This window comes from Mesorhizobium sp. HAY1-8B (genome assembly GCF_056868045.1).
The window spans coordinates 4,912,342-4,926,070 of the sequence record NZ_CP200321.1; the positions used below are offsets into that span (position 1 = coordinate 4,912,342).

The 13,729-nt window shown below is 62.2% G+C and carries 14 protein-coding genes and 1 tRNA gene; 5 read left to right on the plus strand and 10 right to left on the minus strand.

Features of this window, described 5'->3' with window-relative positions:
• The first annotated feature begins 47 nt into the window (after positions 1-47).
• A tRNA-Leu gene (locus tag AC1VON_RS23560) sits at positions 48-130 on the plus strand.
• 20 nt (positions 131-150) lie between these two features.
• Here AC1VON_RS23560 and AC1VON_RS23565 read toward each other — a convergent pair.
• Positions 151-735, minus strand: a complete 585-nt coding sequence (locus tag AC1VON_RS23565; RefSeq protein ID WP_483125027.1) for a GDYXXLXY domain-containing protein — start codon at positions 733-735, stop codon at positions 151-153.
• Entirely contained in the window at positions 732-1,850 is a 1,119-nt protein-coding gene (locus AC1VON_RS23570; RefSeq protein ID WP_483125028.1) for a DUF2157 domain-containing protein, read from the minus strand. Before AC1VON_RS23570 ends, AC1VON_RS23565 begins: the two co-directional genes overlap by 4 nt.
• Positions 1,851-2,085: 235 nt before the next feature.
• On the opposite strand from AC1VON_RS23570, the gene AC1VON_RS23575 reads away from it, so the two are divergent.
• From AC1VON_RS23575 to trmFO, 3 genes are all read left to right on the plus strand, one after another.
• Entirely contained in the window at positions 2,086-2,226 is a 141-nt protein-coding gene (locus AC1VON_RS23575; protein WP_013531315.1) for a DUF1127 domain-containing protein, read from the plus strand.
• 49 nt (positions 2,227-2,275) lie between these two features.
• Positions 2,276-2,416: a DUF1127 domain-containing protein gene (locus tag AC1VON_RS23580; protein ID WP_019858543.1), complete on the plus strand. Its 141-nt coding sequence runs from the start codon at positions 2,276-2,278 to the stop codon at positions 2,414-2,416.
• Between the two features lie 571 nt (positions 2,417-2,987).
• Positions 2,988-4,400, plus strand: a complete 1,413-nt coding sequence (gene trmFO / locus AC1VON_RS23585; RefSeq protein WP_483125029.1) for a methylenetetrahydrofolate--tRNA-(uracil(54)-C(5))-methyltransferase (FADH(2)-oxidizing) TrmFO — start codon at positions 2,988-2,990, stop codon at positions 4,398-4,400.
• Positions 4,401-4,438: 38 nt separating this feature from the next.
• On the opposite strand, the gene AC1VON_RS23590 is transcribed toward trmFO, so the two are convergent.
• The 7 genes from AC1VON_RS23590 to AC1VON_RS23620 all read right to left on the minus strand — a co-directional run bounded on the left by AC1VON_RS23590 (position 4,439) and on the right by AC1VON_RS23620 (position 10,426).
• The gene (locus AC1VON_RS23590; RefSeq protein ID WP_483125030.1) at positions 4,439-5,389 is read right to left on the minus strand and encodes a sterol desaturase family protein; all 951 of its coding nucleotides are present in this window, start codon (positions 5,387-5,389) and stop codon (positions 4,439-4,441) included.
• Positions 5,389-5,823 (minus strand): hypothetical protein, encoded by a 435-nt coding sequence (locus AC1VON_RS23595; protein WP_483125031.1) that lies wholly within the window; start codon positions 5,821-5,823, stop codon positions 5,389-5,391. Before AC1VON_RS23595 ends, AC1VON_RS23590 begins: the two co-directional genes overlap by 1 nt.
• 79 nt (positions 5,824-5,902) lie before the next feature.
• A complete protein-coding gene (locus AC1VON_RS23600; RefSeq protein WP_483125032.1) occupies positions 5,903-6,754 on the minus strand; it encodes a phytoene/squalene synthase family protein in 852 nt (283 codons plus the stop codon).
• A gap of 1 nt (position 6,755) precedes the next feature.
• A complete protein-coding gene (locus tag AC1VON_RS23605; protein ID WP_483125033.1) occupies positions 6,756-7,151 on the minus strand; it encodes an Mth938-like domain-containing protein in 396 nt (131 codons plus the stop codon).
• A 25-nt stretch (positions 7,152-7,176) separates the two neighbouring features.
• On the minus strand, positions 7,177-9,726 hold the full coding sequence (secDF, locus tag AC1VON_RS23610) for a protein translocase subunit SecDF (protein WP_483125034.1): 2,550 nt from the start codon (positions 9,724-9,726) through the stop codon (positions 7,177-7,179).
• A 51-nt stretch (positions 9,727-9,777) separates the two neighbouring features.
• On the minus strand, positions 9,778-10,119 hold the full coding sequence (gene yajC, locus AC1VON_RS23615) for a preprotein translocase subunit YajC (RefSeq protein ID WP_056572354.1): 342 nt from the start codon (positions 10,117-10,119) through the stop codon (positions 9,778-9,780).
• A 94-nt stretch (positions 10,120-10,213) separates the two neighbouring features.
• The gene (locus AC1VON_RS23620; protein WP_172350189.1) at positions 10,214-10,426 is read right to left on the minus strand and encodes a hypothetical protein; all 213 of its coding nucleotides are present in this window, start codon (positions 10,424-10,426) and stop codon (positions 10,214-10,216) included.
• Here AC1VON_RS23620 and AC1VON_RS23625 point away from each other — a divergent pair.
• Complete coding sequence (locus tag AC1VON_RS23625; protein WP_483125035.1) at positions 10,410-11,300, plus strand: ATP-binding protein; 891 nt, start codon at positions 10,410-10,412, stop codon at positions 11,298-11,300. The two genes, AC1VON_RS23620 and AC1VON_RS23625, sit on opposite strands and share 17 nt — an antisense overlap.
• A gap of 673 nt (positions 11,301-11,973) precedes the next feature.
• On the opposite strand, the gene AC1VON_RS23630 is transcribed toward AC1VON_RS23625, so the two are convergent.
• Positions 11,974-13,506, minus strand: a complete 1,533-nt coding sequence (locus AC1VON_RS23630; RefSeq protein ID WP_483125036.1) for a peptidoglycan DD-metalloendopeptidase family protein — start codon at positions 13,504-13,506, stop codon at positions 11,974-11,976.
• Between the last annotated feature and the right edge of the window lie 223 nt (positions 13,507-13,729).

Below are 13,729 nucleotides of genomic sequence, written 5' to 3' on the forward strand. Positions count from 1 at the left end.
GTCTCCGACATTGACAGAATGATGGCTACATGAGATTGCCGGGCCATGCGGGTATGGCGGAACTGGTAGACGCACCAGATTTAGGTTCTGGCGAGAGATCGTGGGGGTTCGAGTCCCTCTACCCGCACCAACGACAGACATCCAACATCACTAATAGAGCGGCTCCTCGAACAACGTCTTGTCGCCATCGACCAGCGCCTTGATCTGCGCGGTACCGTCGCTGGCGAGTGCAAGGCGTATCCCGAACGGGCGCACCCGCATGTCGTTCTGGATCGCGATGCCCTCGCCCTCCGGCAGGTAGAAGCGCTCGATGCCGTAATCCGGCGCGATCGTCATGCCCTCGCCGCGCAGATCCCAGCCTTCGGCGACATGGCCCAGAATATCGGCCTCGTCGGCGGCCGCGGGCGTCGGCGCCTTGCCGAACCAGGCAGTGGTCGGCGTCCAGTAACCGTCCGCACCCTTCTTCAGGCGGACCACGATCGAGGTTTCGTCGCTGGAGAATTTGCCGGCGGGAATGTTGGCGATCATTTTCACCGGAATGCGCGAGATATCGTAGCCGAGGACAATGTAGTCGCCGCGCAGCAGGTCGCGTGGATCGACGGGCTCGATCTTCAACAGCACGTCCTTGCCGTTGCGCAGGATCGCCGCCCGGCCGGCGATGATCCAGCTCAGGAATCCTATCTGGACGAGCGCCAGCACCAGCGCCGAGATAACAAGTCTCTTTCCGGTCATCATGCCGTGGCTCCTCCGATGGCTGGACCGTTCATGCGTTTTTCGACGCGAATGATGACGACTGCCAGGATACCGAGCAGCACCGCGGCGGCTAGGAAGAAGCCGGCCGTATCGAGCATCGACTGCAAGGTCACGACATAGATCATGGCGAGTTCGAAGGCGAAGCCGAGATAGGCAAGCCAGCGCAGGCCTCGGCTTTCCCGTCCCGCCAGCACGACAGCGGCAACAATGCCGGCGAGCGCGACGACCGAGGCGATAGTGAAGCCGCTATTATAGGAGCTTTCGTCCGCCAGTTCGAACTGGATGATTGCCAGGCCGGTGAGGAAGCCGAGCAGGGCATGCAAGGGCAAGCGGCCGCCAAGTTGCACGATCCGGTCGACTGGTTCCGGTGCGAAGACGGCAGCCGCGAAAAGCACGGCAGAGACAATGACAAGGGGGATCGCCACCGGCAGCGTCGCGTGATTCCCGGCCAACAGCACGAGATAGAAGAGCAACGACAGGATGATCAGGTGCCGCGCCGGCTGGCTGCGGGTCCAGAATGAGACGGCAAACAGCGCGACGGCCATGACGACGAAGGCATGCGGAAAGTTGCTGCGGCTGTAGTAATCGAAGCCTTTCAGGAATAGCCAGGCGTCGGCGATACCCACCGCCGCGACAGTCAGGGGGTTCGATCGTAGCGCCACCGCCGCCAGCGCCGTGCCGGCGCCCCAGGTGACCAGCGCGGAAGCCTCGTCGCCGGACAGATGATACATCTGGCCGATCAGCGCGATCGAACCGCCGAAAGCAGCAGCAGCCACGATCCACAGCGCTTCGCCGATCGCCGCATGGTCGCGCGTCTTCAGCACCGCGCCGCCGACATAGCCGCCAAGGATGATGGCAAAGAGCGCGGCCACTCGAGCGAGCCGCGGGATCGCATCCCAGTTGGCGGCGACGAAGATCAGGATGGCCGCGCCAAACAGCAGCGCCGCCATCATCGCCAGGATTGAACCGAAGCTGAGTGATTTGCGCGCGTTGGCCTCGACGTCACGCGTCAGGGAGTTGGCTGTCGCGGCATCAATCAGGCCTGTCTGCAGCCACCGCGCGATGTCGGACCTGACCCGTGTCGAGTACCCTGCCATGCCCTGCCTCCCCCGCTAGGTCGTTTTTTCAGCCGAACCAGCCAAACCGTTGACGTCACGGCACTTTCTGATTCTGGCTTCTTTGTGTCAGGCCCGTGAAGGCGTATTAATGTTGCATTGCACAATTTGCATTGCTGCCATGCAGCCATAGCGCTTTTAAATCGATATGGGCCCGCCTATTTATGGTTCGTACACAAACGGAATGATCCGCAAGAAAGACGAAACGAGAACTACCATGAACCTGATCCGCAACTACCGCAACTGGCGCCGCTACAGGGACACTGTGTCCGAGCTGAGCCGCCTGAGCAACCGCGAACTGACCGACCTCGGCATCAGCCGCAGCGACATTCCTTACGTCGCTCGCAAGGCGGTCTAATTCTTCGGACCGCTAATGGTCCGAACAAGTTTCTGAAAAGAGAACGACAATGAACCTGATCCGCAACTATCGTAACTGGCGCGTTTATCGCGAGACGGTTACCGAGCTGGGTCGCCTTTCGAACCGCCAGCTGCATGATCTCGGTATCGTCCGTGACGAAATCAAGATCATCGCCCGCAGGGCAATCTAACGGAATTTCGCTGGGATCGACCTCCTCCCCGAGCCCAGCGAAGACGGTCAGCCCTTACCCTCCTCCCAAGGGTTGACCACCAAAACGGCGCCCGCCGCACCTCCTCCCGCGGCGGGCGCTGTTTCCCAGGCGGCAGCGAATTTTGCCCCAGAGGTTTCGCCCCTCTTCAAGATGGCGAAAGAAATTTCGTCAGAGCCGACCTCCTCCCCGGCGATGACGAATAGGCCCAACCTTCACCTCCTCCCGAGGGTTGGCCAACCAAACGGCGCCCGCCGCACCTCCTCCCGCGGCGGGCGCTGTTTCCCAGGCGGCAACGAATTTTGCCCCAGAGGTTTCGCCCCTCTTCAAGATGGCGAAAGGAATTTCGTCAAAGCCGACCTCCTCCCCGGCGATGACGAATACGGTCGGCCTTCACCTCCTCCCGAGGGTCGACCCCCAAAACGACACCCGCCGGACCTCCTCCCCCGGCGGGTGTTGTTGTTTCCGAGGGCAAGCTCTCCCGACCAGGCGTTTCCCGTTCACCGCCGCGCGACAATTGCAATCGCGGCGGCAAGCGATTATTCCGGCGCTCATGAGCAAAAATCCTATCCACATCATCGGCGGTGGCCTCGCCGGTTCCGAAGCCGCATGGCAGGTGGCGCAAGCCGGTGTTCCCGTTGTGCTGCATGAAATGCGGCCGGTTCGCGGCACGGACGCCCACAAGACGGATGGCCTGGCCGAGCTGGTCTGTTCCAATTCCTTCCGCTCCGACGATGCCGAAAACAACGCGGTCGGGCTGCTGCACGCCGAAATGCGGCTGGCCGGCTCCTTGATCATGAGCGCCGGCGACGCCAACCAGGTGCCGGCCGGCGGCGCGCTTGCCGTCGACCGCGACGGTTTCTCCGGGGCCGTGACGAAGAAGCTCGAAGCACACCCGCTGATCACCATCCAGCGCGAGGAAGTGCCAGGCCTGCCGCCGGCGGACTGGGATCAGGCGATCATTGCCACCGGGCCGCTGACCGCTCCTGGACTTGCCCAGTCGATAGCGGAGGCGACCGGCGCTGATGCGCTCGCCTTCTTCGACGCCATCGCGCCGATCATCCATTTCGACACGATCGACATGGACATTTGCTGGTTCCAGTCGCGCTACGACAAGGTCGGGCCTGGCGGCACCGGCAAGGACTACATCAATTGCCCGATGGACAAGGAACAGTACCTTGCCTTCGTGCAGGCATTGGTCGATGGCCAGAAGACGGAATTCAAGCAATGGGAAGGCACGCCCTATTTCGACGGCTGCCTGCCGATCGAGATCATGGCCGAGCGTGGCGTCGAGACGCTGCGCTACGGGCCGATGAAGCCGATGGGCCTGACCAATGCGCACAATCCGACGGTGAAGGCCTATGCGGTCGTCCAGTTGCGGCAGGACAATGCGCTGGGCACGCTCTACAACATGGTCGGTTTCCAGACCAAGCTGAAGCACGCTGAGCAGGTCCGTATCTTCCGCACCATTCCGGGCCTGGAAAACGCCGACTTCGCCCGCCTCGGCGGCCTACATCGCAACACCTACATCAACTCGCCGACGCTGCTCGACGCCTCGCTGCAGCTGAAGTCGCGCCCGGGCCTGCGTTTCGCCGGCCAGATCACCGGTTGCGAAGGCTATGTCGAAAGCGCGGCCATCGGCCTGCTGGCAGGTCGCTTCGCCGCCACCGAAAGGCTCGGCCATGCGCCGTCGCTGCCGCCGCTCACCACGGCCTTCGGCGCGCTGCTCAACCACATCACCGGCGGCCATCTTGTTTCCGATGACGAGCCGGGCAAGCGCTCGTTCCAGCCGATGAACGTCAATTTCGGCCTGTTCCCCCCGGTGGAAGCGCCGAAGACCGAAGGCAAGCGCCTGCGCGGCAAGGACAAGACGGTCGCCAAAAGGCACGCCATCACATCACGCGCACTGGGCGATTGCCGGCAATGGCTGGGGCTGCCGGCGCAAACGGCCGAAGCAGCGGAATAGCCCTCAATTGGACCCGAAGTAGAAAGTAGGATACTATCCTACTCCGCCGGCTCGGCACCCGCCATCGGCAACCCAGGCTTGCCGGCCTCACCAGGATTCCGCCTGACATAGGCGGCCTTCAGGCTCTCCGAGGTCTCGCGTGAGCCGTCATGGCTCCAGCCGGGGGGCTTGATCAGGTAATTCAGGCGCTCGCGCAGCGTCAGGCCCGACGAAAACGCATCCCTGAACATGCCGATCCATTCGTGGAAGGCCACTTTCAGCGGGTTGAAGGTGCCGAGATTCTTAACGATGCCGTAGCGCGGCCGGTCTTCCTCCAATTCCTCGACGAAGGTACCGAACATGCGGTCCCAGATGATCAGCGTTCCGGCATAGTTGGCGTCGAGATAGCGCGGGTTGGTGGCGTGGTGGACGCGGTGGTGGGACGGCGTGTTGAAGATCAATTCGAACCAGCCCCACATCTTGCCTATGGTCTCGGTGTGGATCCAGAATTGCCAGACCAGGTTGAAACCGAAGGTGAAGGCGATGACCGCCGGATGGAAGCCGAGCAGCACCAGCGGCGCCTGCAGCACGAACATGAAGGTGAACAGCCCGGTCCAGCTTTGCCGGAGCGCCGTCGACAGATTGTAATGCTGGCTCGAATGATGGTTGACATGCTCGGCCCACACCCAGCGCACCCGGTGCGCAATGCGGTGATAGACATAGTAGCGCAAATCATCGAGCAGGAAGGCGGCCAGGAACACCCAGACCGACTGGCCGAGATTGAAGACGCGGAACTGCCATAGCCACAGCAGCGCCCAGTAGGAGACGACGCCAAGCAGCAGCCCGGCGACGACATTGCCGGTGCCCATCATCAGGCTGGTCAGCGTGTCGCGCGTCTCGAACGAGCCCTTGGCGCGGCCGCTGCGCACCAGCCAGAGCTCGATCAGGATCGCGGCGACGAAGAACGGAATGGCCAGTTGGGTGACCTGGGGGAAATCATAGCTGTCCATCACGCGGCCTCCCTCGCGGAATTTGAATGATGCGACCCGAGAGCCTTCAGCAAGGCCTGGGCATCGACGGCACTCGCGAAGCGGAATCGGCCGCCCTTCCAGGTGAAATCCGTCAGCCGAACCAGAACCGTATGCGCCTCGCCAGCGCCGGACACCTTTATGTCTGCGGGCGTGACGATGCGGGTCAAAAAGCAATCGCCGATGCTGTGAACAATGCCGATACGCCCTCGCCCAAGATCGAGAAATGCGGTCTTGGCATCCGCCGTCAGGCGGACTGTCGCAGCCGTCTCGTCAGGATAATCTTCTGCGAATCGGCGCAGCGCCTGATCCGGACCAGCCAGTGTGGCCGTCTTGCTGCCGCCGGTGAAATGCACCGCGGCGACCGACAGCGCAATGCCAAAGGCGACGATCGCGACCAGCACGGGCAAGCTCATGGATTTCCTCCGGGCCGGTCTGTCGTCTTCGGCGACAGTTTTCGGCTGGGCCGAATCCTTAACACGATTGACGTTTACGTCAAAGTACCGGCCAGCCCTTGCTTGCGCGCCGCAACAGGAGCCAATGTCGGCGCAGGGCAGAGAGCCGCGCGACGCTGTCGAGCAGTGAATGGCTCGAGCCTTCCATCTTGTCGAGATAGGCGCGCGACAGCGCCAGCGGCAGGAATGCTGGGCGTAACGACGCCGGCAATTCCGCAGCGCCCCGCTCGAAGGCGGAGAGGTGTTCGCGTGCCAGCGCGATCATCGCCGCCACGGCGCGCTGCGCCCCAGGTCCGCCATCGCCGGCAACAAATTCTTCCGGCGACGATCCCGCCGCCGCCAGGATGTCGGCCGGGATAAAGCACTGCCCGCGCTTGCGGTGCAGCGGCAACAGCAGAAGCAGGCCGGTCATGGCCTGCGCACAGCCCGCCCTGCCCGCCAGTTCTGCAAAGCGCGGCGCCTCGACGGGATCGAGCACCATCGCCGCAAGCTGGATGAGCGCGGCTGCCGTCTCGCCGCAATAGCCTTCGAGATCCGTGCGCGACGGCATCGGATCGTCGTAGAGATCGAAGATGCGCGCTTCGAGCATGTTCTCGAAGGCCAGTTTCGGCAGGCGATGGACGGAAATTGTCGCCTTCAGCGCGTCGGCGGTGGGATGGCCGATGCCTGCACCATCATTGTCGGCCGCGATGAGATCGCGCCACCATTGCAGCCGTACTTCACCCGGCAACGCTTCATGGATGCGGTCGCGAATGCCCGCAACCTCGGCATTGAAAGCGTAAAGCGAAAACAGCGCATCGCGCTTGCCGACGGGCGCGTAGAGCGCCGTTAGATACCGGTCATGGTCGGCGGCGCGCACCGCGTCCATGACGATTTTGGCATTTTCGGACATATCAATCGACGGCGATGAGCGCGGCAGCCACTGCGCGGTCTTCCGCTAGGAGGACATTGTAGGTCCGCACCGCTGCCCCGGTCGACATCGGATCGGACGCTATGCCTGCCTCTTTCAGCGCCGCCCGCAACGCCACCGGCAACGGCCGGAGATCCCTGCCCATGCCGACCAGCAGGATCTCGACCTTGTCGGCCTCGACCAGAAGTTTGTCGAAATCCGCCACCGTCAGCGCAGTAGCGTCCGCCGGCTCCCAGCCATGGATGCCGGACGGCAGGCACAGCAACGAGCCGCGGTGCGACATGTCCGCAAAGCGGAACCCGCCATTGCCATAGGCCTCGATCGGAGCGCGGCCTGGGAAATGCGCCTCGCGGATGACGATCCCTCTGCCGGTCACCACTCAGTCACCCCTTCGGGGCCGCGCGTCAGGTCGCGACCGCCTTGCCGCCACTCACCGGCTTCTCCTCGTCGGCTGTGGCCTGCGGCCGCAGCTTGAACAGGATCAGCAGCGGTGCGGCGATGAAGATCGACGAATAGGTGCCGAACACAACACCGAACAGCATCGCCATGGTGAAGGAGCGGATGACCTCGCCGCCGAACAGCACCAGTGCCAGCAAGGCCAGGATCGTCGTCACCGAGGTGAGCGTCGTTCGCGACAGTGTCTCGTTGATGGCGTTGTTCAACAGCTGTGGCAGCGGCATTCGCTTGTATTTTCGCAAATCCTCGCGGACGCGGTCATAGACCACGATCGTGTCGTTCAGGGAATAGCCGATAATGGTCAGGATCGCCGCCAGCGACGACTGGTTGAATTCGAGGCCGGTGATGACGAAGAAGCCGAGCGTCATGACCACGTCGTGCACCGTCGCAACGATGGCGCCGACCGCGAACTGCCATTCGAAACGGAACCAGACATAGACCAGGATGCCGACCAGCGCGACCAGCATGGCGATGGTGCCTTGCTTGGCAAGTTCGCCGGAAACCGTCGGTCCCACAACCTCGACGCGGCGGAAGTCATATTGGTCCTGCAGCTCGCCGCGCACCTTGTCGATGACCGTCTGCTCGGCATTCTCGCCGCCATCCTGCGTGCCGACGCGGATCAGCACGTCGTTCGGCGCGCCGAACTGCTGAACCTGCACTTCGCCGATGTTGAGCTCCATCAATCGGCTGCGGATATCGCCGATATTGGCATCGCCGCTCTTGGCCTTCACCTCGATCATCGAACCGCCCTTGAAGTCGATGCCGTAGTTGATGTCGACGGTCATGAACAGCACGACAGACAGCACCGACAAGATGCTCGACAGCGCGAACGTCCAGCGGCGGATGCCCATGAAGGGGATCTTGGTGCCCGGCGGAATGAAGGTCACCGGCGCCTTCGGCAATTCCTTCGGACGGGCGCGGCGCAGCCAGATCGACACCAGCAGGCGCGTGAAGGTGAAAGCGGTGAAGACGGTGGTCAGGATGCCGATGGCGTAGGTGATGGCAAAGCCCTTCACCGGACCGGTGCCGAGATAAAACAGCACCACGGTGGCGATCAGCGACGTGACGTTGGAATCAACGATGGTCGCCAGCGCCTTCGAGAAGCCGGTGTCGATCGCCTGGATCACGGAGCGGCCAGCTCGTCGCTCTTCACGGATGCGTTCGTAGATCAGCACGTTGGAATCGACCGCCATGCCGATGGTCAGCACGATACCGGCGATACCCGGCAAGGTCAGCGTCGCGCCGAGCAGGGACAGCACACCGACGATCATCGCCACGTGCACCGCCAGCGCGATGTTGGCGAGGAAGCCGAGGAAGCCGTAGGCGACGAACATGAAGGCAACGACGAGGATCGAACCGATGATGCCGGCGACCTTGCCGGCATGGATCGAATCCTGGCCAAGGCCTGGACCGACGGTGCGTTCCTCGATCACCGTCAGCGTCGCCGGCAGCGCACCAGCGCGCAAAAGCACGGCGAGATCGTTGGCGCTCTGGGCGGTGAAATTGCCTGAAATCTGGCCGGTGCCGCCGAGGATCGGCTCTCGGATCTGCGGCGCCGAGATCACCTGGTTGTCGAGGATGATGGCGAACAGCTTGCCGACATTCTGCGAGGTCGCCTGGCCGAAGCGCGCGGCCCCTTTCGAATCGAAGCGGAATGAAACCACCGGCTCATTGTTCTGCGAATTGTACGTCGCTTGCGCGTCGACGAGGTTTTCGCCCGAAACGATGACGCGGTTTTCAATCAGATACGGAACCGGCGGATCGTCCTGGGAATAAAGCACCGAGGAGCCGGCGGGCGGGCGACCCTTGAGCGCGTCCTGCACCGGCATCGACTGGTCGACCATCTGGAAGGTCAGCTTTGCGGTCTGGCCGAGGATTTCCTTCAGCCGCTGCGGGTCCTGCAGGCCTGGCACCTGGACAAGGATGCGGTCGTCGCCTTGCCGCTGCACGATAGGCTCGGTGGTGCCGAGTTCGTTGACGCGGCGCTCAACCACTTCGATCGATTGCGCCAAGGCGGTCGACGTGCGGTATTTGATGCCTGCGTCGGTGACGGTGAACTTGAGCAGGCCCGGTTCGGAATCGTCCAGCGACATTTCCTGGATCGACCCGCCGGTGAACAGGCCGGCGGCCACCGGATCGGTCAAGGTCTTCAACGCCTTCTTGGCGGCGTCGAGTTGCGCCGGATCCGTGATGCGGACCTGCAAGGTCCGCCCCGTGCCGCCAAGGCCGGTGTAGCCGATCTTGGCGTCGCGCAGCAGCGTGCGGATTTCGTCGCGCGTTGTCTCGAGCCGATCCTTGATCAGATCGTTCTGGTTCATCTCGAGCAGGATGTGCGAACCGCCCTGCAGGTCGAGGCCGAGTGTCATCTGCCGCTTCGGCACCCAGCTCGGGAGCTGGGCCAATGTGCTCGCGGGAATGAGATTGGGCGCGGCGAGGACCACTGTGGCGGCCACGGCCAGCCAGATCAGGATCATCTTGAAGCGCGAAAAATACAGCATATGGCGTCGTCCGTCAGAGCGTGTCCGCGGATCGCTCCGCCTGGAATTAGGTTATTTCTTGGCGTTCTGGTTCGCCACGGGTTCGCCCTTGACGCGCACGTCGGCGATCGTCGAGCGCAGCGCCGTCACCTTGGTACCGCCGCCGAGGTCGATCTCGAGCTCGTTGTCGTCGATCACCTTCGTCACCTTGCCGACGAACCCGCCGCCGGTGACAACAGTATCGCCGCGACGGACCGCCGCCAGCATCTCGCCGCGCTTCTTCAGCTGCGTGCGCTGCGGGCGGATGATCAGAAAATACATGATCACGAAAATCAGGACAAACGGCAAAATGCTGATGAGCATATCGGGAGAGGTGCCGCCGATGCCTTGGGCGTATGCCGGTGTCACGAACATCGAGAGTACTCCTGAATTTTGAAAACAGCCGCCAACCGTCCTGCGGAGCTTGGCGGCCCCTTGAAATTTGGCCGGAATATAGTCGGTAAAGTTGTCAATGCAACTGCGCGGCCGGGCAAATCGGCTGCTTTTCCGGCCTGCCGGGCCGTGTTAGAGCATGATCGCGAAAAGCGCGAGCCGGTTTTCGGAAAAGATCACGCTCGAACAAAAGGTTGGAACCGGTTTCGAACCCGACGGAATCGAACGGGTCCCACCTGCCCGCCCCAAGGAAACGAACCAAAAGACCTGAAATGACCGACAGCAGCATCGACGCCCTCAACAAGAAACTTGACCGCCTGATCGAGGCTGTCAGCCGCCTCGCCCCGCCGCCCGTGCCCGAAACCGACCTTGGTGAGGCCGAATGCTTCGTCTGGCAGGCCGATCCGGGCTATCTGGAGCCGGTGCGCAAGGTCAACCGCGTCGATATCGGCCTGATCCGGGGCGTCGACCGTGTCCGCGACATCCTTGTCGACAACACCGAGCGCTTTGCCGCCGGCCATCCGGCCAACAATGTGCTGTTGTGGGGCGCGCGCGGCATGGGCAAATCGTCGCTGGTCAAGGCCGTGCATGCCGAGATCAATGCCAAGGCCAAATCACAAAAGGCCAAATCCGACCTGCCGCTGAAGCTGATCGAGATCCACCGCGAGGACATCGACACGCTGCCGAAGCTGATGGGCTTGCTGAAGGCAGCCCCCTTCCGCTTCATCCTGTTTTGCGACGATCTGTCCTTCGATCACGACGATACATCCTACAAGTCGCTGAAGGCGGCGCTTGAGGGCGGCGTCGAGGGGCGCCCGGCCAATGTCATCTTCTACGCCACCTCGAACCGCCGCCATCTGTTGCCGCGCGACATGATCGACAATGAGCGCTCGACAGCCATCAACCCGTCCGAGGCGGTCGAGGAAAAGGTCTCGCTGTCCGATCGTTTCGGACTTTGGCTCGGCTTCCACAAATGCTCGCAGGACGAATATCTCGAGATGATCAACGGTTATGCAAGCCATCATGGCCTCGACATCGATTACGAGCAGCTGCGCGCCGAGGCGCTGGAATGGGCGACGACGCGCGGCAGCCGCTCGGGCCGCGTCGCCTGGCAGTTCACGCAGGATCTGGCCGGCCGGCTTGGCAAGCCGCTGAAGGACTGAGATCGAAACTCAATCGGCTGTTTGCGGCAAACGTTCCAGATGGATGGCAGCGTTCACGCTGGCGTTCATCCTTCTCGGATGATGATGCAGTCGAGCCTTCGCGCACCCAAAATGATCTCGTCAGCCAGTGACCACAGGCAGGACGATGTAGTTTCCGTAGAGGGACACAACAAGAAGGAATGAGGCCATGATCACGCCCGCGTAGGCAGCGCTTGTCTTCCCTTCCAGCCTTTGCTCTCGGTTGGGCCAACTGCGGTAGACAAGCCAGATCGAGAAAAGGGTCAGTGCGATCGAGAACCCGAACATTGCAAGTTCGAACACATGAAAACTATAGTGGCGAAGAAGCGCACCGCCAATCACGAGTGGCACACTAATTAGCAGCCGCATCCTGATCTGATGCCACACATCTAAATTTGCCACGATTTACCTTGCGATTGATCCCATCGGTGATCATAGACAAAGAAAATTACTGAATGCCTGATGGGAGCCAGCGCCCATTGGACATGTCAGTCAATCGCCAGTGGACCTTTGCACCAGAGTGGGACGAACGAAGTCCATCCGCCTAGAAATACAAATCTCTCAAACAAAACTGAAAAAGCCCGCTCCTCGCGGAACGGGCTGAGCCGGCGGGCCGGACTGGAGGTCAGACGGCCCGCAAATCGCTTTTTTTATTCTATTCGAGATAGGTCGAAGGATCGACCGGCGCCGAGTTCTTGCGCACTTCGAAGTGCAGCTTCGGCGAGTTCGTCGTGCCGCTCATGCCGGAGAGTGCGATTTCCTGGCCGCGCTTGACCTTCTGGCCACGCTGCACCTCGATCGAGCTGGCATGGCCGTAGACGGTGACCAGGCCGTTCTCGTGGCGCACAAGCACCGTGTTGCCGAATTCCTTGAGCCCGTCGCCGGCGTAGATGACGACGCCGTTTTCGGCCGCCTTGATCGGCGTGCCCGTGGGCACGGCGATGTCGACGCCGTCCTTGCCCGATCCGAAGCCGGAGATCACCCGGCCGCGCACCGGCCAGCGCATCTTGCCGATCCCGGTGGCATCGGGAGCCACCGCGTCGTCGTCCTCTGCCTGCTGGATGACTTTCGCATCCTTCTTCGGCGGCGTATAGGACGCCAGTGTTTCCGATGGCGTGGTCTTTGCAGGAGGCTGCGTGGTTGCCGTGGTCACCGGATCGACCTTCGCCGGCTTTGCACTGGCGACCGTTGCCGTTCCGCCGGCCGGCACTTTTAGGGTCTGGCCGATCTTGAGCAAACCGTCCTTCATGCCGTTGGCCTGCTTCAGCGCCACGACGCCAACGCCGGTCTTCCTGGCAATCGAGGACATCGTGTCGCCCGACTGGACCGTGTAGGTACCGGCGGCGCCGGTTGCCTTGGCCACCTGCGCGGGCTTGGGCTCCTTGGGCTGGCTCGCGGCGGCCGAAGCATCGACCTGAGCGGCGGACTTGCCCTCCTTGAGTTTCGGCTGCTGCGGCAGAACGGCGACCTTGTCCGGCGCGGTGGCCGGCAGGTCGTGCTTGCCGTCCTTTGCCGGTTTTGCGTCCGCGACTTTCGGTTCAGCCTTGCTCGAATAGGCATAGGCCGGGATGACGATCTTCTGGCCGGTCTTAAGCCCCTTGGTCGGACTCAGGCCATTCACCTTCATGATGACATCGGCCGGCACCTTGTAATGCGCCGCCAGGCCGGAAATGGTTTCGCCGTCCCTGACGACGATCTCGGTCGCATGCGGCGTGCCGGCCTGCGCCATCTTCGGCGCGTCGGGCTGGGCATTCTTGAATGGCTTCGCGGCCGGCTCGACAGTGCCGGTCGTCGTCCTGTCGACATGAGGAGCAGGCCGAACCATGGCCGGCGCTGATGCGACACGCACGGGATTGGCGGCAGGCGCGAGTGCTGGAGCGGGTTGCGCCTGGGCTGAAACGGGCGGAGGCAGCGGCCGGCTGGAGACCGGCTCGAGGCTGGAGCGGCTGACCGACTGCGTGTGGCTGCCGTCGAGCGGGGCTGCCGAGACATCGCCCGGATAGGGCTGCACGGCATCCTGCTTGTTGATGATGGCACGCTGATTGTTGGTCGAGGATGTGAAGACGTCGTCGACACTGTTGAACCGCGACGCCTGGGAACTGCACCCGGCGGCCGCGCCTGCAATCACAAGAACGGCGCAGCCCCGCGCCAGATTGCGACTATTTGCCTTCAAAAAACTGAGTTGCATTGCACTAACCCGCACAAACTCTGCACCAACTGAGACAGGATTAAAGCGCGTTAATGTTACTGGGCGGTTAACCCATTAGAATCCGACGAAAATTTTCTTAAAACATTTTCGAGCGCGCTGGAGGCGCCTGGAGCAATTCCAAGAAAAGTGTGAACGGTTTCCCGTCCGGAATCAAAACAAGGAGTTAGAGCGGTTCGCCGTTTCCATGAAACGGCGAAATGCG